14 protein-coding genes and 2 pseudogenes are annotated in these 22,318 nt (G+C 33.8%); 11 read left to right on the top strand and 5 right to left on the bottom strand.

The window, feature by feature from the left end; translation table 11 throughout:
* Positions 1 to 333: 333 nt before the first annotated feature.
* The gene (locus TETH514_RS09915; protein WP_003867963.1) at positions 334 to 2,223 is read left to right on the top strand and encodes an APC family permease; all 1,890 of its coding nucleotides are present in this window, start codon (positions 334 to 336) and stop codon (positions 2,221 to 2,223) included.
* 291 nt (positions 2,224 to 2,514) lie between these two features.
* On the opposite strand, the gene TETH514_RS09910 is transcribed toward TETH514_RS09915, so the two are convergent.
* Positions 2,515 to 3,864 (bottom strand): SEC-C domain-containing protein, encoded by a 1,350-nt coding sequence (locus tag TETH514_RS09910; RefSeq protein WP_009052528.1) that lies wholly within the window; start codon positions 3,862 to 3,864, stop codon positions 2,515 to 2,517.
* Positions 3,865 to 4,078: 214 nt separating this feature from the next.
* Here TETH514_RS09910 and TETH514_RS09905 point away from each other — a divergent pair, with 214 nt between their 5' ends.
* The 3 genes from TETH514_RS09905 to TETH514_RS09895 all read left to right on the top strand — a co-directional run bounded on the left by TETH514_RS09905 (position 4,079) and on the right by TETH514_RS09895 (position 6,616).
* Entirely contained in the window at positions 4,079 to 4,519 is a 441-nt protein-coding gene (locus TETH514_RS09905) for a MarR family winged helix-turn-helix transcriptional regulator (RefSeq protein WP_003867965.1), read from the top strand.
* A 26-nt stretch (positions 4,520 to 4,545) separates the two neighbouring features.
* Entirely contained in the window at positions 4,546 to 5,052 is a 507-nt protein-coding gene (locus TETH514_RS09900) for an ABC transporter ATP-binding protein (protein ID WP_003870120.1), read from the top strand.
* A 115-nt stretch (positions 5,053 to 5,167) separates the two neighbouring features.
* A complete protein-coding gene (locus TETH514_RS09895; protein WP_003867967.1) occupies positions 5,168 to 6,616 on the top strand; it encodes an MFS transporter in 1,449 nt (482 codons plus the stop codon).
* Between the two features lie 235 nt (positions 6,617 to 6,851).
* On the opposite strand, the pseudogene TETH514_RS12405 reads toward TETH514_RS09895, so the two are convergent.
* The 4 genes and pseudogenes from TETH514_RS12405 to TETH514_RS09880 all read right to left on the bottom strand — a co-directional run.
* A pseudogene (locus TETH514_RS12405) lies at positions 6,852 to 7,106 on the bottom strand (transposase); the annotation flags it as partial.
* A gap of 149 nt (positions 7,107 to 7,255) precedes the next feature.
* Entirely contained in the window at positions 7,256 to 8,467 is a 1,212-nt protein-coding gene (locus tag TETH514_RS09890; protein ID WP_009052527.1) for a hypothetical protein, read from the bottom strand.
* Positions 8,464 to 9,573: a DUF917 domain-containing protein gene (locus TETH514_RS09885; protein ID WP_003867969.1), complete on the bottom strand. Its 1,110-nt coding sequence runs from the start codon at positions 9,571 to 9,573 to the stop codon at positions 8,464 to 8,466. The genes TETH514_RS09890 and TETH514_RS09885 overlap by 4 nt, the downstream gene beginning before the upstream one ends.
* 8 nt (positions 9,574 to 9,581) lie before the next feature.
* Positions 9,582 to 11,162 carry a sigma-54-dependent Fis family transcriptional regulator gene (locus TETH514_RS09880; protein ID WP_003867970.1) on the bottom strand — a complete coding sequence of 527 codons (1,581 nt, stop codon included), beginning with the start codon at positions 11,160 to 11,162 and terminating at the stop codon, positions 9,582 to 9,584.
* Between the two features lie 442 nt (positions 11,163 to 11,604).
* Between TETH514_RS09880 and TETH514_RS09875 the strand changes: the two genes are divergently transcribed.
* The 7 genes and pseudogenes from TETH514_RS09875 (at position 11,605) to TETH514_RS09840 (ending at position 22,278) form a co-directional block, all read left to right on the top strand.
* Entirely contained in the window at positions 11,605 to 12,924 is a 1,320-nt protein-coding gene (locus TETH514_RS09875) for a cytosine permease (protein ID WP_009052526.1), read from the top strand.
* An 83-nt stretch (positions 12,925 to 13,007) separates the two neighbouring features.
* Entirely contained in the window at positions 13,008 to 14,111 is a 1,104-nt protein-coding gene (locus TETH514_RS09870; protein ID WP_003870126.1) for a DUF917 domain-containing protein, read from the top strand.
* A 16-nt stretch (positions 14,112 to 14,127) separates the two neighbouring features.
* A complete protein-coding gene (locus TETH514_RS09865) occupies positions 14,128 to 15,678 on the top strand; it encodes a hydantoinase/oxoprolinase N-terminal domain-containing protein (RefSeq protein ID WP_003867641.1) in 1,551 nt (516 codons plus the stop codon).
* A gap of 220 nt (positions 15,679 to 15,898) precedes the next feature.
* A pseudogene (locus tag TETH514_RS13190) lies at positions 15,899 to 16,625 on the top strand (aspartate/glutamate racemase family protein).
* Positions 16,626 to 18,107: 1,482 nt separating this feature from the next.
* The gene (locus tag TETH514_RS09850; RefSeq protein WP_003867645.1) at positions 18,108 to 19,352 is read left to right on the top strand and encodes a PocR ligand-binding domain-containing protein; all 1,245 of its coding nucleotides are present in this window, start codon (positions 18,108 to 18,110) and stop codon (positions 19,350 to 19,352) included.
* Positions 19,327 to 20,919 (top strand): response regulator, encoded by a 1,593-nt coding sequence (locus TETH514_RS09845; protein ID WP_003870131.1) that lies wholly within the window; start codon positions 19,327 to 19,329, stop codon positions 20,917 to 20,919. The genes TETH514_RS09850 and TETH514_RS09845 overlap by 26 nt, the downstream gene beginning before the upstream one ends.
* A gap of 315 nt (positions 20,920 to 21,234) precedes the next feature.
* The gene (locus TETH514_RS09840; RefSeq protein WP_009052524.1) at positions 21,235 to 22,278 is read left to right on the top strand and encodes an IS30 family transposase; all 1,044 of its coding nucleotides are present in this window, start codon (positions 21,235 to 21,237) and stop codon (positions 22,276 to 22,278) included.
* The last annotated feature ends 40 nt before the right edge of the window (positions 22,279 to 22,318 follow it).

The following is a 22,318-nucleotide window of genomic DNA, read 5'->3' as shown; positions in this document are numbered from 1 at the left end:
TCTTTTTGCAAGAGATAGCTCAAGCTATTAACTAGCATAACAAATGGGAGCAAAAAATTTAAAACAGAAGTTATTGCAGATTTAGTTAATATGTAAAATTATGGAACTGTACTTCCCCTATAGGGGAAGTACATATAAGTATCATACATGGTTATGAAATAATGGCATTTAATGTAAATAAATGTTGCGTTTAATATTGCAATTTACACTACAAAATCTTGACACGGATGAACTACGTTAGTAATTGAATTTGTTGCAATAAGGTAATATAATAATATAGTTGACTGTAAAACCATTTAATACTTCAAATTATCGGCAAAGGAGAGGATTTCCTTGCTCGAAAAAATTAAAAGGGTTTTAATTGGACAACCATTGCCAAATGAAGTTGAAAAATCAGAAAAATACGGTGTTTTATGGGGTTTGCCGATTTTGTCAAGCGATGCTATATCATCCATTGGATATGCAGGGCAAGAAATGCTATATGCATTACTTCCTGCTGTAGGAATTTTAGCGTTTGAAAAAATCCCTATTCTTTCACTAGCTATAATTGTATTACTTTTTATTCTTATGATTTCATACAGTCAAACCATTGATAACTATCCAAACGGTGGTGGAGCCTTTATTGTTGCCAAGGACAATCTTGGAGTTTTAGCAGGAATCATTGCTGGTGCTGCCTTATCAGTTGATTATATACTTACTGTTGCTGTTTCTATATCATCTGGTGTTGATCAAATTGTAACTGCTATCAGTGTGTTAAGACCATATAAATTGGAGATATGCTTGCTTTTAGTCTTATTATTGATGATAGGAAACTTAAGGGGAATAAGAGAATCTTCACGTATATTTGGTATTCCGGCTTATGCTTTTATGTTGGCGATAGTTTCACTAATAATCGCGGGATTTTTCAAGCTCAAAACTGGTTATATACCGCCTGAACCAAAAATAAATTATCCAATACACCCTGTTACAATGATTTTGCTTTTGAAAGCATTTGGAAGTGGATGTACTGCCTTAACAGGTGTTGAGGCAGTTGCTAATGCTGTTCCCAACTTTAAAGAGCCTGCTACAAAACATGCAAAAATGGTTCTTATGCTTTTATCTTTGATAATTTTTATATTATTTGGTGGGACATCTTTACTGGCGACTTACTATCGAGTAAATCCCGAAAAAGGTGCAATGCTTGTTTTAATGGCTCAAGAAGTTTTTGGCAAAACTTTTATGTATTATTTCGTTGCTGCAACAACATTTATAATTCTTGTATTTGCTGCAAATACAGCTTTTGCAGGTTTTCCAATGCTTGTAGCTGTCATGGCAAAGGAAGAATTTGTTCCAAGACAACTAAGTATGAAAGGAGACAGATTGAGCTATTCAAATGGAATAATAATTCTTTCATTAATATCTGCTTTATTAATTGTCATTTTTAAAGGCAATGTTTCGGCCTTAATTGGTCTTTATGCTATTGGTGTATTTATATCATTTACATTGTCTCAAAGTGGCATGTTTGTAAGATGGCTCAAACATAAAGGTAATAGCTGGCACATAAAAGCTTTTATAAACGGGTTTGGAGCTCTTACTACCTTTGTTGTTGTCATTATAATTGCAATAACCAAATTCAAAGAAGGCGCTTGGATTGTTGTTCTTTTAATACCTGTACTTGTTCTTGCAATGGTAAAAGTAAAACTTCATTATATTGCTGTTGCTGACCAGCTCAGAATAACACCTGCTGATAAAGAATTGTTAGATATTGAACACAATATCTATAGAAATAGAGTAATTGTTCCAATAGAAAGTTTAAACAAAGCAAGTGTAAGAGCATTAAGGTTTGCAAGGACTATATCTGATAATGTAATTGCATTCAATGTTTCTATAAGCGAGGAGCAAGCAAAGAAATTGCAAGAAAGATATAAAATGTTAAATTGTTCTATTCCTTTAGTTATCAGATACTCACCTTACAGAAAAATCATCGAACCACTTTTAGAATATATAAAGTCAGAAGAGTATAACTATCAAAAGGGAGATATAATAACTGTAATTATACCAAAATTTACTGCACCAAAGTGGTGGCAAAAGCTGTTGCACAATCATACATGGTTGTTTATTGAAAAAGAGCTGTTAAAAGAAAAGCACATTGTTGTGTCTGTTATGCCCCTTCAACTAAAAGATGATGAAATTGTTTTGAAGAATAAAAAGCAATCTTTGTGGAATGTGTTAGAGAAAGATTAGATTTTTGTGATTATCAAGTATTTACAGATTTTAATATAAGAAAAATTAATGTGTTATCTTGGAAAGAGCAATGCCAGGGCAGTGGTTAATTGCTCTTTTTTAATTAACTTTTTAATTAAAAAGAAAAAGCTTAAAAGTTTTGCCACAGTCAGCCATTATCTCATCGAATAATAAAATTTAAAATGTTAACAAAAATAAGCTACCTTAAAACTTTAAAAAGCCTTTAAAGTAGCTTTATATTAATTCTTTTTGATTTATTTATAAATTCATAACATTTCTACACAACAAAAATCAAAAACCTTTTAATGCATTTACAATCGCATTCATATTATCATATATAATTGCTTTTTGTTCTTCAATTTTATTGTAAAGCTGTTTTAAGTATTGCACTTCTTCAAAATCCTTTGACTCTAAATAGGCTATATATTCATTAAAAAATTTTCTTGATAATAGCTGTTCTAGATTTTCTAAAATCATATTGCTATCATCTATTCTTTGAGGTAAAGTATTAACATAGTTAGATAGGGATATAACAAATCTTATCTTTATTAAACTAATCTGGAATGTTGTTGGTATAGTTAAAAATTCTAATATGTTTTGAAGCTTTTCTTTGAGGTCATTATTTTTTGTAGTTTTTTCTATTTTTACTATTTTGTCTAATATAGAAAAATACACTTTTTCTGCAACTATATCTTCATCAAAAATTTCATCTATCACTTCATCAAATATAGAATCAAAAAGTTCTTGTTGTTCTGTGTTTTTCTTTTTAAAGAATTCAGCAGCTTTTGTAAGGAACTTTAAATAAAATATATAAAATACATAAAATGGTATTTCAATTTCCATTTCAGGGTCTAAAATATAATTTAAATCATCTTCCATTTCCATAAGCATATTGGCACTTAAATATTCGGCAAATATAGGATATTTATAGAATATTTCCATCACTTTCTCCTTCACTAAGTCATGAGGTAATTTTTCTGCATCATTTATAACTTTTTCTAATTCATCTTCTCCATCCACAAGGTCAAATTCCGTTGCTTCTAAGATAGGTGTTGTAAATATCTTATAAGTTTTATCTATAACTGCTATTGAAAGCCAGATAAAGATATTTTTCATTTCTTCTTCGGTAAATTTTTCTGTACGTAGAGAATAGGCTAAATTCAATAAATAGTTTTCTAAAAAAGATGTATTAGATATTTCATCTAAAACTCTTTCCATTTCTTCCTCATTATCAAGATCTACATTCATTATAAAAGTAACCGGGATCCTTAAGTCTTTCAACCCTTCATTTTTTCTGAATATGCTTACAATTTTTCTAAATAATTCTTCGGTTATTTCATCTTCATTTTCTTCATTAAGTTCTTCCGCCTGTCGTTTTCTTTCTTCCAATGATTCTATTAGTAATACTTTTAATTTTTCCACGTTTACAGCTTCATTTTTACCATCCAGCTTAATTCCATACATTACACTTAATATTCGTATAAATTCATAATCATAAGGTAAAAATACGTCATCTTTTTCCATTTCTTTTAAGAGGGTTTTCTCAATTTTTTCTATGTTAGGAAGACAGCATTTTTTATATTTTTTTCCACTTCCACAAATGCATTCATCATTTCTATCAATATCAAAAATTTTACTCATTTAACGCCCTCCAAATTGATTTTTACTTTCTTTTTATAGATTACCACACTGTTTTCTTCTTGTCTATTATTTTTAAGGATATTTATCTCATTGTTCACGCATTTATTTATATCTTTATCTATCATTTTTATAATAAAATGTTTACACCCTATTGACTTTGTAAAAATAATGTTATAATATAATTTGGAAACCAAAATATTAGGGAGGCAAATTGATGAAACTAGGGTATATAGACAATTTAGAAATGTTTTTACGAGAGATAAACCACATATTAAATTTATATACTCGAAGCTATCTCAACGAAAAAAATATAACAATGGCGAGGTTTTGGGTTATGAACAAGTTGTCGGCTGACAACCCAATAACCATGAAAGAATTGCAAAGAAGGTTGCTGCTGGCTCCTGGCACTCTGACAGGGCTTGTTGACAATCTTGTAAGTGATGGGCTCGTTGAAAGATGGCGAGATGAAACTGACAGAAGGCTTGTTTATCTTAAATTAACCCAAGCAGGTGATAAACTATTAAAAGAGATCTTACAATATCGTACATCAATACTCGCAAATATTTTGAAAAAGATTGATGGACTTGACGTAGAACGTCTAAACAGGGATTTGAGGTTAATTTGGAATCAATTGAAAGAATGTGAGACTTGCTAAATTTTAATTTGGAAGCAGGTGTTTATATGCCTTTTTCTGTTGAAGTTAAAAATCTAAGGAAGCTTTTTGGAAAGTATGAAGCAGTTGCAGGTATAAGTTTTACCATAAACGAAGGAGAAGTTTTTGGTTTATTGGGACCTAATGGAGCAGGAAAAACAACTACAATTCGTATGATAACTACGCTTTTGCCTCCGACATCAGGCGAAATCAAAATAGAGGGAATAAATGTTATAAAAAATGGAGGTTATATTCGAAATTTAATAGGATATGTACCGCAAGCCTTATCAGCCGATTCAACTTTAACAGGGTATGAAAATCTTCTAATTGTTGCAAAATTATTGCGCTTACCTAAAAAAGAGAGAGAAGAAAGGATTAATCATATTCTTGACATATTAAATTTAAGTGAAGCAGCAAACAGGATTGTCAAAGAGTACTCTGGTGGTATGGTTAGAAAACTGGAAATCGGCCAGGCATTAATACATAAATCCTCTGAGTTATATTGTAGAACTTTTAAGAGGATATTTATTAAATAGTCCTATACCAAATGCAGGCTTGGATTGGCTAATAATAATATTCATAACTGTTATTTTGCAATTATGTGCCGCATTATTATATCCAAGAATCGTTGTATGAAAGGAGATGCATACTGTGAAAAAATTGGAATACAAATGGATTGTACTTTCATGCACTACAATAGGTGCTCTTTTTTCTGTTCTTAATGGAAGTATGCTTTTAATTGCTTTGCCTGATATTATGAAAGCTTTACATGCTGATATGACTATAATCATGTGGGTTGTCATGAGTTACATGCTTTCTATTACAATACTTGTACCGACAATAGGGAGAATTGCAGATATGATTGGAAGAAAGAAATTATATGTTACAGGTTTTGCGATATTTACTTTAAGTTCTTTACTATCTGGAATGTCAAATTCGGGTATTCAATTGCTTTTGTTTAGAATTATTCAATCTATTGGTGGCGCCTTAATGATGGCTAATAGTACAGTGATTGTAACAGACGCTTTTCCTAAAAACGAATTAGGGAAAGCTTTAGGTATAAACAGCATGGTTATAAGCATTGCAAATGTCATAGGACCTATTTTAGGAGGATTTTTGCTTAAATTTGGATGGAGAAGCATCTTCTACATCAATGTGCCATTTGGGATTATTGGCACGCTGTGGGCAGCACTACAGCTTAGGGAAATAGAGGCTCTTCCCGAACATCAAAAATTTGATTACAGCGGTACTTTAGTATTTACTATTGCTATGATAATACTTTTAATTGCCCTGTCTTTTGGAGGATTTGCAGGATGGGGAAATCCACACATTATTACTCTCTTTGTTGTCTCAATAGCCTTGTTTGTTTTATTTATTTATATTGAAAATACCGTGGAACAGCCAATGCTTGATTTGAATCTTTTTAAAACGAGAATATTAGCTTTTGCCTATACGAGTAATCTTTTAAATGGAATAGCAAGAGGAGCAGTTACTTTTCTTTTGATTTTTTACTTGCAGGGTATTAAGGCAATGGATCCATTGACTGCAGGTATTTTATTGACACCATTTGCTCTAGCAATGATGGTGGTTTCACCAATTAGCGGTTGGCTATCTGATAGGTATGGGTCACGAGAGTTAAGTAGTATAGGGCTACTTATATCTGCAGTAGGACTTTTAGGTTTTATGGGAATAAATGCTACAACGTCAATTACAAAGTTAATACTGTGGATGGCTATAATGGGTTTTGGCTCCGGACTATTTATATCTCCTAATACCAATGCTATAATGAGCAATGTTCCGGTCGACAAAAGAGGAATAGCGGCAGGAGTAAGGACAATGATGAACAATGCCGGAACAGTAATAAGTATAGCATTAGCAATGGGAATAATTTCTTCAAGCATAGATCCACAAGCAATGCAAGCACTTTTTGTAGGAACCCAAGTTGGGGCAAAAGGGATAGCAGTTGCTCAATTTATTAAGGGCTTAAGGTCTACTTTTGGGATTTCTTTTGCAATAAGCTTGGTTGCAGCTTTTATATCCTATCTAAGAGGACCACAGCCCAAATGGGAATCAGAATATAGTGCTAATAAAAGAATGTAAGTAAGTTAAGATAATAAAAAACACCAGTAGCAGAAAGATGGATTGCAACGCAGAGAGAAAATATTGCTTTTGATAAAATCTAAGGAACCCTTTACAGCAGAGGGATTCCTTACTTTTATAGCATAACAACTAAAACAAAAAAGTAGATAAATGCAATTTCTCAAATTAATTTATCCTAAGACTGGTCATTTTATTGGAATAACCTTGTCCTTCGATTTTGTTGAAACTTTTTTTGCTACTCAAAATACTCAGTCGTGTCCAAATACTCTCTTCCTGAGGCCCATTTTTCATCTTGTTCCATTAATGAGGATCCAATTAGGCAAATAGAAGATTCTCGACTGGGAAATATCCTTATTACTCTTTCACATCAACGAATTTCTTCATTTAACCGTTCTAACATATTAGTAGTACGAAGCCTTCTCCGATAAGGTTCAGGAAGTTCTAAGACCGCTATCGCATCTTTAAACCCCTCTTCTAAAACTTGTATTGCCTTAGTTACTTTATTTCAATTTCGTCCACACTACTTTATTAAAGCATAATAGTGCGGCAAAAAGGTGAATATCCTTAAGGCATTAGGAATATAGGAAAAAACCAGGTCACAAAATTGCAGAATACATAGAGAAGCCGCTAATGTAATAACTATAATTGCAATGAACTTGACTCTTTTAGACCCACTTTTAAGATTGTATGATTAAAAGTTAAATAACGAATAGGAGTTTCTTGATAAAAAACTACAGGCTTTTCCAGAAAATTATGCTTTTTATTAATAAGGTGTAAATTTTTTAATAAATTTTTTTTGTTTTCATATAGTTCTTCTTGTTTGCAGATGGTAAGAGATGTTAAAACCGCTGGAGCTGTAAGAAAACCGATATAACGGAGTAATTTTGAAAAAGCAAGCTGATAAAATCGGTATGGATAAGAATCAGAAAAATAGTAACTGGAAAAATTAAAAATAGGAATTATGCCCTGCACATTTTCAGGAAGGCGGTATTTAAGGCTGGCAAGTAAAGGTTGCACTGACGAGGCGCTAATGAAACTAAAAGGTGGAGATAATTCGCTGACTTCTAAAGAATTCTGCACTTGAAAAAGTTTAAATGTAGAACCGACTTTAAAAAGAGCTAAAGAATAACGGTAACCAAATAAAACGGCAGCACCTCGGGCTATTTGTAACAAAGGAGCAAATTCGTAAATTTTACCGCAAGTTTGTGGTAAAAAATCTTCGGTTAAGCAGACTGCTTCGTTTTCAACCCAATATATTCCTGGGGGGTAAGGAGCAAAAAAATCTCTAAGTTGCTTAAGATAAGGATATACTGTAACCATAAAATTATCAGCTATTAGCAAAGCTTTTTCTCGTTCATAAAAGCCAAGCTGGGGATAATCCTGAGATTTTAAGATTGTTGCCGAAGCGAGTTTTTTAAGTATACGAATAGCTTTGTCTTCTTTTTCAGGGTAGACTAGACCAAAAGGCGCAATGATGGAGATTACATTGGCTTTTTTAATCTGCTCTTTATTTTCTTCTAATTTTTGTAAAAGTTTTTCTGGGGTTACTTGAAAGATTGTTACTAGTTTTTGTAAATTTTGGGATTGGGTAAAAAAAGCACTAAATTGCTCTGGTACTAGGCGAAGATGAAAGATTGGCTTAATATCACTTTTTGCTGAAGAAGAAAGAGGTGGAGTAAAATAGACTTTAATTACATCTTTTCTAGATAAGCCTAGTATGGAAAGGCAGTGCTCTAATTCATCTAAAAAAGTCTGCCAAGAAAATTTTCCTTCATAAAGAAAGTACTTACCTGAGCCAGCGATAAGAGTTCCAGATTGACCATTCAAAAAAATTCCAAGTGTAAGTTTCAAGAAAATACCTCCTTTTTATGGTAGTAGTCCCAATATAGCTTTTCCAGCGGTACATAAATAGTTCGATAGCCAAAACATTGAGGGCCAACGACATCTAGAGCTTTGCTGATTCTGAGTCGAAGCGGTGCTGGAAGGCCCAGAAGTGCCAGCTGTTGTCCTTCATAAATTTCGTTGTTGTTTACTGGTTTAAGTTTATTTAAATCAATTGCAGAAATTAAATCAGGCACACTAGCAACCATATTACCGTTTTTAAAAGCGAGCAGATTTTCATATTGAAAAAGAAGTTGTAATTTTTCACCTTTTGGCGAAATTAATGTTGCAGCTTTCCATTTAGTAATTTCATATGTGGAGATGTTTGTTACGGTACCTTGGAAAATTTCCACTACTGGCCCGTAGAAAGAGTTAGAAGTTACTTCTAAAAGCAAGCTAAACAGTTCACGATAATTATCAGCTTGTAGAAAGCATTCACCTATTTCTCGAGCAAAAGTTAACGTGCCTGGAAGAAGGACTCTTTTTAGCACAGAACCAGGATAAGGAAAACCAGCAAAATAACCTACTCCTCCCTGCTGGGAAATAATCTGGCGAGTATTCAATTCTAAAAGGAAGGTATCTTGCTTATCAAGAAACAAATGCAAATTATAATTGCTGTCAATTAACACTAAAGGAGTAACAGTTAAATTTTCAAGATGATAGGTGGTCATTTGCAATTCGGGAAAAGCTCGCCCCATAGCATCACCATCAGTAACTGGTAAGCCTGTTTGAAGCGCAGTTAAGAGTGGGTAAAAAATATTAACCCCTGCTCCTTCAACGATTGAGATCCCCTTAAACTTAGCACCAGTATATTTTTCTAGCTCCTCAATAATAATACGTGCTTCCATTCCTGAAGGTAGGCTTTCTTCACTTAATTCCGGTGAGCCTAGAAGACCTACGCCGCAAAAAAAATTGTTTTCTGGCAATTCATCAAGGGTTAGTAATGGAATAGAACGGTTTTGTAAAGCTTTATACAGTACAGATGCCAAAAGTTCACTTTTCCCGCCACCACCCGAACCGAGGAAGATACTGCCATACCAAAGTGGTTCAATCCAATCAATGGTAATTTCTTGCATAGTTACACCTACCTTAGATGGTATTTTCTAAGCCAACGATAGAGAGTTGCCAGACTAATACCTAACTCTTGGGCAATTAACTTTTTGGACTGGGTAGAATTACCGTATTTAGCTAATAGAATTTCTAATTGATCTTTTAATTGATCGACCTGGATAATTGGATGAGTAGTTTTAACTTCACCAAACTGGGATTTAGTGGATGATAAACCGTTTTGTAAGTACTTTGGTAGATAATGCAGAGTAATTATATCACCTTTACAAATAGAGACGGCGTAAGTTACTACATTTTTTAATTCTCGTATATTTCCTGGCCAGTCATAATTCTGAAGAATTTCAATAGCTTCTGGGCTGAAAATTTTAAATGGCTTATCCTGTTCAAGACAAATATTTTTTAAATAAAAGTCTAAAAGGAGAAGTATATCATCTCGACGCTCACGTAGTGGTGGTATGAAAACTGGAAAAACATTTAAGCGGAAGAATAGGTCTTCTCTGAACAGTTTAGCATCAATTAATTCTTTTAAATCTTTATTAGTTGCCGCAATAATTCTTACATCAATTGGACGGGAAACAGTAGCTCCAATTCTTTCTACTTGTCGGTTCTCCAAAACCCGTAAAAGTTTTGCTTGTAATTGTAGAGGCATGTCACCAATTTCATCAAGAAAAATTGTTCCACCATTAGCAAGTTCAAATTTACCAGGCTTGCCGCCACGACGAGCACCTGTAAATGAGCCGTCTTCGTAGCCGAAAAGTTCGCTTTCAAGAAGGTTATCGGGAATTGCAGCACAGTTTATTGCAATAAAAGGATGGTTTTTCCGAGGACTTAAGTAGTGAATATAGCGGGCAAAGAGTTCTTTACCAGTGCCACTTTCACCTTGAAGTAGTACTGTGCTGTCGGTTACTGCGATTTGTCGTACAAGGTCTTTTATTTCTAAAAAACGAGGGTTTTTACCTGGAATAGTAAAAAAAGAATCGTCGTGAAAAAGGAATTTGTTTTCTTCCTGCTTGGTTGGTTCTGTTTTCCAGACTATCGAACCCGTTGTTATTCCATCTTTTGTAAAAATACGATAATAAAAGTTTCCCCATGTGGTTTTTATAAAACCTTCTGGCTCACCTGTCTGACTTACCTTTTCCCAAAGGGTAAAGGTAGAAAGTTGGATAGGCGAATGAGTTTGACTTAAAATTAGTTGTCCTTTATTGTCAAAAAGGAAAAACTCTATATTAAATTGATTTGCCAAAAATTGCAATGCTTCCGCGATTAACAAATTATCGGATTTTTGTTCAGGAATATATAACATTTCCAATACAGTCAAAAGAAATTTAACAAGGAATGCGGGTGTTAGCTTTAAATCTCTATCAATGTTTTTAGGCAATGCAACCACAAAAATATCTTCTTCTAGTTTAAAGGAAAGTATTAGCTCATAAGGGCAAGCAGTGCCTTCCGGGCAAGTGGGCGTACAGGGTGGTGCCCAAACACGATAGCCTGTTTTCGGAAGTGAAATAAATGAGAAACATTTTTCCGGAAGATTGGTCACAACGCCAAAAGTTTCTTTAAGAGAATCAATAAAAGAATCAATAAAAGCTTTTCTCATAAATTTTATCACCACTTAAAATGAAAAATTTTAATAGCCATGAGAAAACATGATAAAAAATGAGAAATTTTGAGAATAAATGAGAAAATAAAATAAAATATAAAAAATATAAGTTAATTTTTATTATATTTTAATTCAAAAGAAATTCTGCGTCAATAATTTTTTCTTAGCTATAAAATTTTTAAACGTTTTAATTTTGCTTACAATTGGCATTTTAAGATTAAGAAAATTTTTTTAACACATCTCACTTTTTGTTTTTTTACCTTTCAAAATGGAATTCTACTTATTATCAAGAACTTTCCCATCGTATAACTTTACACATCCTTAGTTAAAATCATAAAAGTTTGGCGAAGAAATTGGCATGATTTTTGCTAAACTATTGCTTCACAGAATTAACTTTTTAAACTTTAAAAAATTAACTTTTTAAAGAGGAGGAGTCAAAATGGCTTTTAAGACTGCTGATGACTATTCTTTAAGTCGTGTTCCATTAGATGCACGACGTCCTATGTGGGAGGTTTTCATGATTCGTTTTGGCAGTGTGGTTTGTTTGCCTTTACTTATGACTGGTGCCACTATAGGCTATGGCATGACAATGAAAGATGTAATTATTGCTACTTTATTGGGTGTTACAATTATGGAAATTGTCAGTTTTTTAACTGGGGTAGCTGGAGCTTTAGAAGGAATGTCTACTAGTTTTCTTTCTCGCTGGGCAGGCTTTGGTCAACTAGGTTCGAGTCTTATTGGACTTGTAATTTCAATTACGGCTACGGGTTGGTTTGGTATTCAAAATTCTGTTTTTGCTGAGGGACTTTATAGTGCTTTTAGGGGTAAGGTTAATATTCAGTTATTAATGCTTATAAGTGGTATTGCAATTACATTAATTGTAGTTTATGGTTATAAAATGCTTAGCTATACAGCAAATATTGCTGTTCCTGCTTTTATAGCCGGAGTATTGTGGGCTACATTTAAAATGTTAGGTAACTACAATATGAGCGAAATTCTTTCATCTCCCCCTCCGGGTCCGCATCTTACTATTGGTGTTGCTGCAACTATGATAGCGGGTGGCTTTATGGTAGGTTCGGTTATAACGCCTGATCTGAGTAGGTTTAACAGAAATGCCAAAGATGTTTTTTGGATGACTTTACTAAGTCTACTTTTAGGAGAAATATTACTAAACTTTATAGGAGCCACGATGGCACATGCAGCAAGTACAAGCGATGTTGTTAAGATAATGTATAATCTAGGTGGTTGGTTTGCTGCATTGTTGGTTATTTTTTCAACTATAAAAATTAATGATTTAAATCTTTATGCTGCTTCATTGGGTGTTACTAATTTTTTAGATGCTGCCTTTAATGTAAAAGTTAACCGAGGAATAGTTACATTGATTATTGGAATAATAGGAACAGCACTTTCTATGATGGGAATATTAGAGAAATTTACAAGTTTTTTGATGATATTAGGAATTGCAATACCACCTATTGCAGGAATCATGGTTGTTGATTATTTTATCTTAAGGCGTTTCAAAAAAGAACTTGAGGAAAGTCGTGCAGAGGGCAAATTACCGGAGATTGTGGAGCATATCAATCCTATTGCATTATTAGCTTGGTTAATTGGAGCTTTAATAGGTTATTATGTTCAGTGGGGTATTCCAGCATTAAATTCTTTAGTGGCTGCTGGTTTAGCACACTGGTTAATATCGAAAATGTGGGCTATAACCACAGGCCGTAAAATGATTCGTTTTGTAAAAGGTGAGAATGCATGAAAAGGATGGTAGTAAAATATAACTTTTTCAGGAAAATTTACAAAAAATCTATTAAAAATGTTTAAAAGGAGGTACAACAAAAAATGAAAAAGGATATAGAAAAAATTAAGAAAATCGATGTGCAAGTAGTCGAAGACATTGCGGTTGGAGCTGCTCTTCTCGGAACTGGGGGAGGAGGAGACCCTTATGTAGGCAAACTCATGGCTATTCAAGCTCTACAAAAAAATGGTCCAGTAGAACTTATTGATGTTGACGATATCCCCGATGATGCATTAGTTGTTCCTGTAGCAATGATGGGAGCGCCGACAGTATTAGTAGAAAAAGTACCCTCAGGAAAAGAGATTTTCAAGGCTTTTGATAGTCTCCAAAGTTTCCTTGGGAAGGAAGTATATGCGGTTCTTCCTATTGAAGCTGGTGGAGTTAATTCAATGATACCTATTATGGTTGCAGCTGAGAAGAAACTACCACTGGTAGACGTAGATGGCATGGGAAGGGCTTTCCCGGAGCTGCAAATGGTGACATATCACCTTTATGGAGTTTCTGCAACACCTATGGTTTTAGCAGATGAAAAAGGTAATTCTATACTTTTACACACAATCAGTAATTTCTGGACGGAAAGTCTTGCTAGAAATGCTACGGTAGTTATGGGTGGATCAGTTATGATAGCAATTTATCCGATGACTGGAAAAGATTTAAAACGAGCAGGAATAAGAAATGTTATTTCTTATTCGGCTCAAATTGGAAGAGCGATACGCGAAGCCCACAAGAAAGGTGAAGATCCTATAGAGGCACTTTTAGAAGTGACAGGTGGATACATGCTTTTCAAAGGCAAAATTTCTGATGTGCAAAGGCGTACTACTGGTGGATTTGTCCGCGGGGAAGCTCATATTGATGGAATTGACCAATATAAAGGGGAAGCCATGACTATTAATTTCCAAAATGAAAATTTAATAGCTCGCCGCAATGGAAAAGTTGTAGCTACCGTACCTGACTTGATTTGTACCGTTGACGCCCATACAGCTTTACCTATAACCACCGAAGGATTACGTTATGGACAGAGAGTATTTATTATAGGAATTCCGTGTGATAAGAAGTGGAGAACTGAAAAAGGCATTGAAACTGTTGGTCCGCGTTACTTTGGATATGATGTTGATTATATACCTTTAGAAGAACTCAATAGAGGTTAAAAGGAGGTAGAAAAAGATGGAATATCGTATTGGAATTGATGTTGGTGGGACCAATACTGACGCAGTCTTAGTAAATGAAAATATGGAACTAATAGAGAGTGTTAAAGTACCGACTACTAAAGATGTTTCAAGCGGTATATTTGAAGCATTGAATAAGGTATTAGATAAAAGTAACATAGATCGCAAAAAGATAAAATATGCAATGTTAGGAACAACCCATGCTACAAATGCCATTGCTGAGCGCAAAAGGCTTTGTAAGACTGCAATTATTCGAATTGGTAAACCCGCAACCGAAGCAATTGCTCCGCTAGTTGGTTGGCCTAAGGATTTGGTTGAGGCGGTAGGGAATCATTATTACCTAATTGCCGGTGGAAATGAATTTGATGGCAGAGAAATAAGTCCACTAGATGAAGATGAGCTTGGTAAAATCGCCAAGGAAATTAAAGGCAAAGTAGAAAGTGTTGCGGTAATATCTGTATTTTCTCCGGTTAGCAATAAACATGAATTAAGAGCAAAAGAAATATTGCAAGAAGTTCTTGGGGAAATACCAATATCTCTATCTCATGAAATTGGTTCCCTTGGCCTACTTGAGAGGGAAAATGCTACTGTTTTAAACGCCGCTTTAGTTGAAGTTGCTCGGACAACTGCTAATAGTTTTAAAGATGCTTTGAAACGAGAAGGTCTTACAGAGGCTACCGTATATCTTTGTCAAAACGATGGAACTTTAATGTCGATTGATTATGCGATGCGTTATCCTATCTTAACAATTGCTTGTGGTCCTACAAACAGTATTCGTGGAGCAGCTTTTCTTAGTAAGCTAGAAAATGCATTAGTGCTTGACGTTGGTGGAACTACAAGTGACATTGGAGTTATTTCTCAGGGATTTCCTAGAGAATCTTCCATTGCAGTAGAAATTGGCGGGGTGCGGACAAACTTTAGAATGCCTGACTTAATTTCACTCGCACTTGGCGGTGGTACAACTATTCGTGAAGAGAACGGCGAAATTAAAGTAGGTCCTGAAAGTGTAGGGTATAGAATTACCGAAGAGGCTTTGGTATTTGGAGGGAAAACCATAACTGCTACTGACATTGCAGTTCGTTTAGGATTGGCAGAAGTAGGTTCTAAGGAAAAAGTAAAAGATATACCTTTAGAATTTGCTAAGCGAGCACATGCCAAAATGCAAGAAATGATTAATGAAGCCATTGACAAAATGAAAACCAGTAAAGAACCACAACCTCTTGTATTGGTTGGCGGAGGAAGTATTATTGTTGCCGATGAAGTACACGGTGTAAATGAAATAGTAAGGCCGAAAAATTTTGGAGTAGCCAATGCTTTAGGTGCTGCTATAGCTCAGGTTAGTGGTGAAATAGATCGCATTTATTCTTTGAGTGATATGAGCAGAGAGGCAGCATTAAACGATGCAAAGCAACGGGCAATAAATGAAGCAATAAAAGCAGGGGCTAATCCTGAATCAGTGGATGTCGTTTATGTTGAAGATATACCTTTAGCTTATCTTCCCGGAAATGCAGTTAGAATTAGAGTTAAAGCAGCAGGAAATTTAATTTAACAGACTTTAGTAATTTACTTCCATCTTCTATAAAATGGAGATGAATTAGAGTATAAATGGAAACCAAATCTGGGGAGGCATTTACCTTACGAGTAGTAGGTGAGCACGACATGAACTAGTGTCTGTGGAGGATGCGATAGCATTCTATGAAGCAGGGAGCCACTGCCTAATATAGATGGAAGGCAATTCATTTAATTTTAAAAAACAAGGAGGGTTACTTATGAAACTAAAAATTATTGTGCCAATTACTTCAGAGGTATTTAATGAGGAAGTTAAAAAGGAAATCAAACACTATGTAGATCCTGATGATTATGTTGATGTTGAAAATTTGAATTATGGTCCGGCGTCCATCGAGTGTGAATATGATGAAGCTATGGCTGTACCAGATATCTTAAATAAGGTAAAGAAAGCTCAAGAAGAAGGATTTGAGGGTATAGTTATTGATTGTTTTGGGGATCCGGGGGTACATGCTGCACGGGAACTTGTTGATATACCCGTTTGCGGTGGTTTTGAACCTTCTATGCAAATTGCTTTAGGACTTGGTCAAAACATTGGTGCTGTTACAGTTTTGCCCAATGTTATTCCAATGCTACACGATTTAGTTGCCAAGATGGGAATAGAAAAGCGAATAAAAGCACTACGATATTAACATTCCAGTATTAGATTTGGGCGATAAGAAAAAATTAGAAGATGCCTTATTCAAGGAAAGCTTAGATGCAATTCAAAAAGAAAATGTTCATGTTATTGTATTAGGTTGTACTGGCATGATGGGAGTGGCTAATAATCTAATGAACAGGTTAAAAGAAGCTGGTTATGATGTTCCAGTAATAGACCCGGCCTTTGCTGCGGTAAGAATGGTTAAAACTTATATACGCATGGGATTGAAGCATAGCCGGTTGACTTACATGACTCCTCCTGCAAAACCATATACTTGGTGGGGAAAATAGTAAAAAACTTTTGCTTATAATGGCCAGGTAAACTTTCCTTTTACATGCGTAAAAGATAAATTATATCATAAGATAAAAATATTACCAATTAGCTGGTTTTACATGTGGTTTATCGACTAAGACAAAAAAGAGAAGTACAAATGCTTTAAAAGCAGCACTAATATTTAGGTTAGTGAAATAATAAACAAACCAGCCCAAAGAGATTGCCAGAAGAGCAAATACGTAATCAAGCATTAAGTCCTATCCTATTGTCCAAGCAATAAGTTTTTTCATTAGCATATAGATGTAGTTATAGGTAGAACCTATAATTGGAAATATGTATGCCAATTCTGCATAGAAATTGCCGCAAAAGCACAAGCTAATCTTGCTAGAATATATGAGAGCACAACTGCAAGACAAAATTTTTCAGTTGTAGCAACACTAGTAATTACAAATATACCTGTATCTATAATTCTGCTTATTCCAATTACTATTAAGTCAATGGCACTTAAGACTTCTTTAATTTGGTTCTATAATAAATGTTGATGTAATCCCTAGCCACGTCAACATTTATATAGAACCGTTATTTTTATAATTTATAAACATAATAAACATATAAAATTTTTTGCGGGAATCTCACTATTAATAGAGAATTAAGCACTATAAACTAAAAAGATCTGACTGTGTAGATGAGAAGAGAAAGAAGAATAATGGAAGTGAGGTATATGCGACTACTTCTCATTACTAGCAGGGTGTGCACTTCGGCAAATGAAGCGAAGAATACTTCAATTTTCCACACTAAATTTTGCTCTTACTCTGCCGCGCTTGCTGCGCTATGTCCCTACCCCGATGTAGAAGTCAAGATTGTTGATGATCAAATAGAAGATATACCTTACCATGATCCTGTTAACCTCGTCGGGCTCACTGCTGAAACTCCTCATGCGCCAAGAGCTTATGAAATTGCTGAAGAGTTTCGACGCTGAGGGGTTCCCACTATCATGGGCTGAGCTCATGCAACACTTTTAGTGACTGCCGAAGGCCCTTGGTGTCAAGAAGGGTAAAAGACCGGTGATAGTTTATCCTTGATGCCAAAAGGGCTGGAAGCGGTATAATGAATTGAACGGTGGTGATAGAGAGAAATCAGATTCTAACCAGAGGAATTTTACACAAAAATTTGGACTTGACTATTTTTTATAAAGATTTTGATGTAAATAGAGAAGGAATTTGAGAATATGTGTAGAAATTAAAAATTTAAAAGTATAAAACAGTAGCTATTGCAGAGGAAGATTGTTAAAATTTAGACATTAAATAAAGTTATCAAAAGCTAAAAATTTTAATTGGTTTTCATTACATCAAAAAAGCTGCATCCTTTCTTTCTTGGAATATAGGTGTAAAATAAGAATGTATAATTATTTATCTTAGCAGAAGGGAAGAGAACACTGATGAATTTTGTGGTGTTTGCAATTTAGATAATACCTATTTTGAGGCGAGAAGGTGAGAAAAATGGGAGAAGTTAAGTTAAGAGATGTAATTGACGTAAAAAAAGTAGAAGAAATATTACAAAATTTCTCGGATGTTACAGGACTTGGTGCCATTATCGCAACACCAGATGGAGAAAGTATTACAAAACCTAGTAATTTTACAGAACATTGTTTACTCGTAAGAGATACTTTGCATGGAAAAAAAGGGTGTTTTAGATCTGATGCAGAATTAGGTAGGCTTTCTTTACAAAAAGGGGGGGTAGCTATTTCACTTTGCCATTGTGAGATAATTGACTTGGCAGCTCCATTACTGGTAGATGGGAAATGTTGGGGATATGTATTATGTGGACAAGTATTTTTATCTCCTCCTACAGAAGAAATGGTTAAAAGAGCAATAGATCGGGCAAAGAATTTCGGCATAGCTCCTGAAGTATATCTTGAAAAATTTTTAAAGATAAAAGTAGTGCCCCAAGATTACATTATAGCAGCTGGGAATATGCTCCAGATTATTGCTAGTTACTTAATAGAACTTGGCCTTAATAAACTTATGCAAGAAAAACTTCTTGAGGAAACTAAACGGAGGTCCGAATATGAAAATATTATTAAAAGTTTAGAGCTAAAAACTCTTCAGTCTCAAGTAAATCCTCATTTTTTATTCAATACCCTCAATACGGCTGCTCGATTAGCCTATTTAGAAAATGCGCCACGAACAGCGGAAATTATCTATTCTCTTGCTAGTCTTCTTAGGTATTCACTTCGAAATCTAGATCAACTTGTTGCCTTAAAAGAAGAGATATCGTACTTAAAACACTACCTTCATATCCAAGAAATAAGATATAAAGACCATATAAAATCGCAAATTGATGTTCCAACTGAAATCGAAAACGTACTTCTTCCGGTCATGAGTCTACAACCCATAGTAGAAAATGCTATAATTCACGGTCTGGAAGAAAAAGAAGAAGGGGGAGTAATTAATATAAAAGCTTATCAAAAGGATGAAACAATATTCATTGAAGTAAAGGACAATGGAGTGGGAATAGATAAGAAAATGCTTGAAGTAATTAAGAATGATATCGAAAAAGGTAAAGGACATACAACGGCACTAGGCCTACAAAATGTTGATAGACGAATAAAAATGTACTTTGGAAAAGAATATGGGTTAGAAATAAGGAGCGAAAAAGGAAATGGCACTTTAGTTGTTTTAAAAATACCGATAATTAAGAAAGAGGTGGGAAAATATAATGAAATACAAAGCAATGATTTGTGATGATGAGCCTTTAGAAAGAGAAGTACTTTCTATGATTGTTGATAAAACAGGTTTGCCAATTGAAGTAATATGCGATGCCAAAAATGGAAATGATGCAATTAATAAAGCTAAAGAATTTCAACCTGATATAATCTTTATGGATGTTAAAATGCCAGGAATTGACGGAATAACTGCTGCAAAGGAGATAATAACTTTTCTTCCCAACGTGAAGTTAATAATAATAACTGCTTATGATGAATTTGAATATCTCAAAGAAGCTTTAAAATTGGGTGTTATTGAATATCTTTTAAAACCTGTAACTCCAGAAGAGGTTGAGACGGTTGCCCGAAAAGTAATAGAAATCTTTGAGAATGAAAGGTTAAATGAAAAAAGAGAAGAAGAAACAAGGAAGATTATACAAGATATGAGTAAAATTATAAAAACAGGAATATTAGCGGCAAAAATTCTGGGGTGCTTTTTTGAAGAAGAAGTATCTGATATAGAAATGAAATATTTAGGAATACAATCACTCCCCAACTCCGTATTAATAATTGTTCCAGAAATTGAAACTCAAAGCAAAAAAATAATACACAATAAATATGCTGTGTACCATACAATTGAAAAAATTACAAGAAAACATTCAGACATTTTTGTACTTGCTTTAGGAGAAAAAATAGTTATTGGATTTAATGGTAGTAAATACGATAGATATGAGCTAGCAATTAAATTGAAAGAAGAAGTGGAAACAAAGACAGGAATTATTACTACAATTGGAATAAGTGATATAGGAGAATTTAATAATTTAAAAAAGTTATTTGAAGAAACAGATGAAATGGTGAAATTAGGAAAATTTTTTCTAGGAGAAGGAAATATAATAAAGAAGGAAGATATAGAAGTATTTCTAAAGCCTCACTTTGTTTCTTTAAATACCAAAAGGAAGCAAGAAGAAATGATAGAATTTTTACAATTAGGGGATAGTCAAAAAGCGCTCCAACTTCTAAAGGAGGTTGTAGGGGAAATTCTAACAACAACTAAAAACAATTTATTGGAATGCCAAATAAATCTTATAGAGATAATGATGAGAATAGTCAAAACAATAAGTGAAGTAGGAATGCTAACTGGTGAAGAAGGCAGAGTATTTCAATTTTGCTTTAGTCATTTGCAAAAACTTATGAGGACTCAAAATTATAGAGGTATTACCTTGTGGGCTACATCATTTTTAGAAGAAATTAGCGATCTTTTTGCTGGTGCCAAAAGGAATGAGAATAATATAGTCGAACGAGTAGTAAAGTATATAAATGAGAATTTTGAAAAAGAAATAAGGTTAAAAGAACTTTCTCAAACAATATATCTTAATCCTGAATATTTTAGTAGACTTTTTAAGAAAGAGGTTGGATGCACCTATGCTGAATATCTTACACGAATAAGAATTGAGGCAGCGAAAAAATATCTAGCTAATCCTTCGTTAACAATTTCTGAAATTGCAAGAAAGGTTGGCTATCAAGATGCTAATTATTTCAGTAAAGTATTTAAAAAAGTTGTTGGAATTTCTCCTAGTGAGTTTAGAAAATTGGCTCTTTGTCAATAGTTGGGGTGGGTATTTTTTCTGAATGCCAACCTTTAAATTTTATCACATAATATGGTAATGATTGTTAGTTATTAGTTATAATAAGAGAGAGAGAGAGAGTTAGAAGTATGAGTGGGTATTTATCCATGCTTTTCCATTCAGGCTCCATAATGATTGAAATATCTTTTGTTTACAAAAATATTTATGCCTTTTATCACTAAAAATAGCATTGGTTAGTTGTATAATTAAATGCAACAGATAAAAAAATAGAAACCATAGTGAAAATCGTGTATGATATAGGTGTCAACTAAACATCATACAAGGAGGATTTTCACTATGGTTCATAATAATTGTACCACAAAAAAGCGTTCTTTTAAACATTTAAGTAGCTATGAACGAGGAGAAATCTATGCATTACTCAAGGAAGGAAGGAGCATTCGGTATATTGCTAAAAAACTTAATCGATCTCCAAGTACTATAAGCCGTGAAATTAAACGTGGAACTACTACACAACTTAGAAGTGATTTGTCTTCTTATACAAGCTATTTTCCTGAAACTGGTCAGGCTGTCTACGAAAAAAATCGTTCAAATTGTGGAGCTAAATTTAAAGCAGCTAAAGCAGAAGATTTTTTGAAATATGCTGAAAATAAAATATTAAATGAAAAATGGTCACCAGACGCAGTTGTAGGTTATTGTAAGAAGGACCCAAGTTGGAATAATAAAACCATTGTTTGTACTAAAACACTCTACAACTATATAGATAGAGGATTATTAAAAGTTAAAAACATTGATTTACCTTTAAAACTACGTTTAAAACCAAGGAAGAAACAAAACCGTAAAAATAAACGTATTATGGGTAAAAGTATTGATTTTAGGCCTAAAGAAGTTGAAAGCCGTGAAGTTTTTGGGCATTGGGAAATAGATACGTTAATTGGCAAGAAGTCTAATGACAAGGTCCTTTTAACATTAATAGAGCGTAAGACTCGCCATGAAATAATATTACTATTGGATACAAAAGACAGTAAATCTGTTAAAGATGCACTATCAAAATTAAAAGATATGTTTGGTGACAATTTAAGCAAGGTCTTTAAAACAATAACATCTGATAATGGTACAGAGTTTAGTGATTTAGAAAGTGCTCTTTTAGAATATGGCGTAGAAGTATATTATACACATCCATATTCATCTTGGGAAAGAGGTACAAATGAACGACATAATGGTCTTATACGACGTTTTATCCCTAAAGGAAAAAGTATTAGAGATTTATCTATAGATACGATAAAGAAAGTAGAAAATTGGCTTAATAACCTTCCACGAAAATTGTTAAATTATAAAACACCTAAAGAATGCTTTTATGAGGAACTGGCAAAAATTTGTTAAGCCCATCTCTTATAAAGTATAGAGCTCGTTCGTGATTTGT

Source organism: Thermoanaerobacter sp. X514 (genome assembly GCF_000019065.1).
GTDB lineage: Bacteria > Bacillota > Thermoanaerobacteria > Thermoanaerobacterales > Thermoanaerobacteraceae > Thermoanaerobacter > Thermoanaerobacter pseudethanolicus.
This window is presented reverse-complemented; position numbering and strand designations above follow the sequence as displayed.

What these genes read in the sequence shown, in the direction of transcription:
- TETH514_RS09910 (WP_009052528.1), bottom strand. Translation starts at nt 3,864, where the DNA reads ATGAGTAAAATTTTTGATATTGATAGAAATGATGAATGCATTTGTGGA.
- TETH514_RS09905 (WP_003867965.1), top strand. Translation starts at nt 4,079, where the DNA reads ATGAAACTAGGGTATATAGACAATTTAGAAATGTTTTTACGAGAGATA.
- TETH514_RS09900 (WP_003870120.1), top strand. Translation starts at nt 4,546, where the DNA reads ATGCCTTTTTCTGTTGAAGTTAAAAATCTAAGGAAGCTTTTTGGAAAG.
- TETH514_RS09885 (WP_003867969.1), bottom strand. Translation starts at nt 9,573, where the DNA reads ATGCAAGAAATTACCATTGATTGGATTGAACCACTTTGGTATGGCAGT.
- TETH514_RS09880 (WP_003867970.1), bottom strand. Translation starts at nt 11,162, where the DNA reads ATGAGAAAAGCTTTTATTGATTCTTTTATTGATTCTCTTAAAGAAACT.
- TETH514_RS09875 (WP_009052526.1), top strand. Translation starts at nt 11,605, where the DNA reads ATGGCTTTTAAGACTGCTGATGACTATTCTTTAAGTCGTGTTCCATTA.
- TETH514_RS09870 (WP_003870126.1), top strand. Translation starts at nt 13,008, where the DNA reads ATGAAAAAGGATATAGAAAAAATTAAGAAAATCGATGTGCAAGTAGTC.
- TETH514_RS09865 (WP_003867641.1), top strand. Translation starts at nt 14,128, where the DNA reads ATGGAATATCGTATTGGAATTGATGTTGGTGGGACCAATACTGACGCA.
- TETH514_RS09850 (WP_003867645.1), top strand. Translation starts at nt 18,108, where the DNA reads ATGGGAGAAGTTAAGTTAAGAGATGTAATTGACGTAAAAAAAGTAGAA.
- TETH514_RS09845 (WP_003870131.1), top strand. Translation starts at nt 19,327, where the DNA reads ATGAAATACAAAGCAATGATTTGTGATGATGAGCCTTTAGAAAGAGAA.
- TETH514_RS09840 (WP_009052524.1), top strand. Translation starts at nt 21,235, where the DNA reads ATGGTTCATAATAATTGTACCACAAAAAAGCGTTCTTTTAAACATTTA.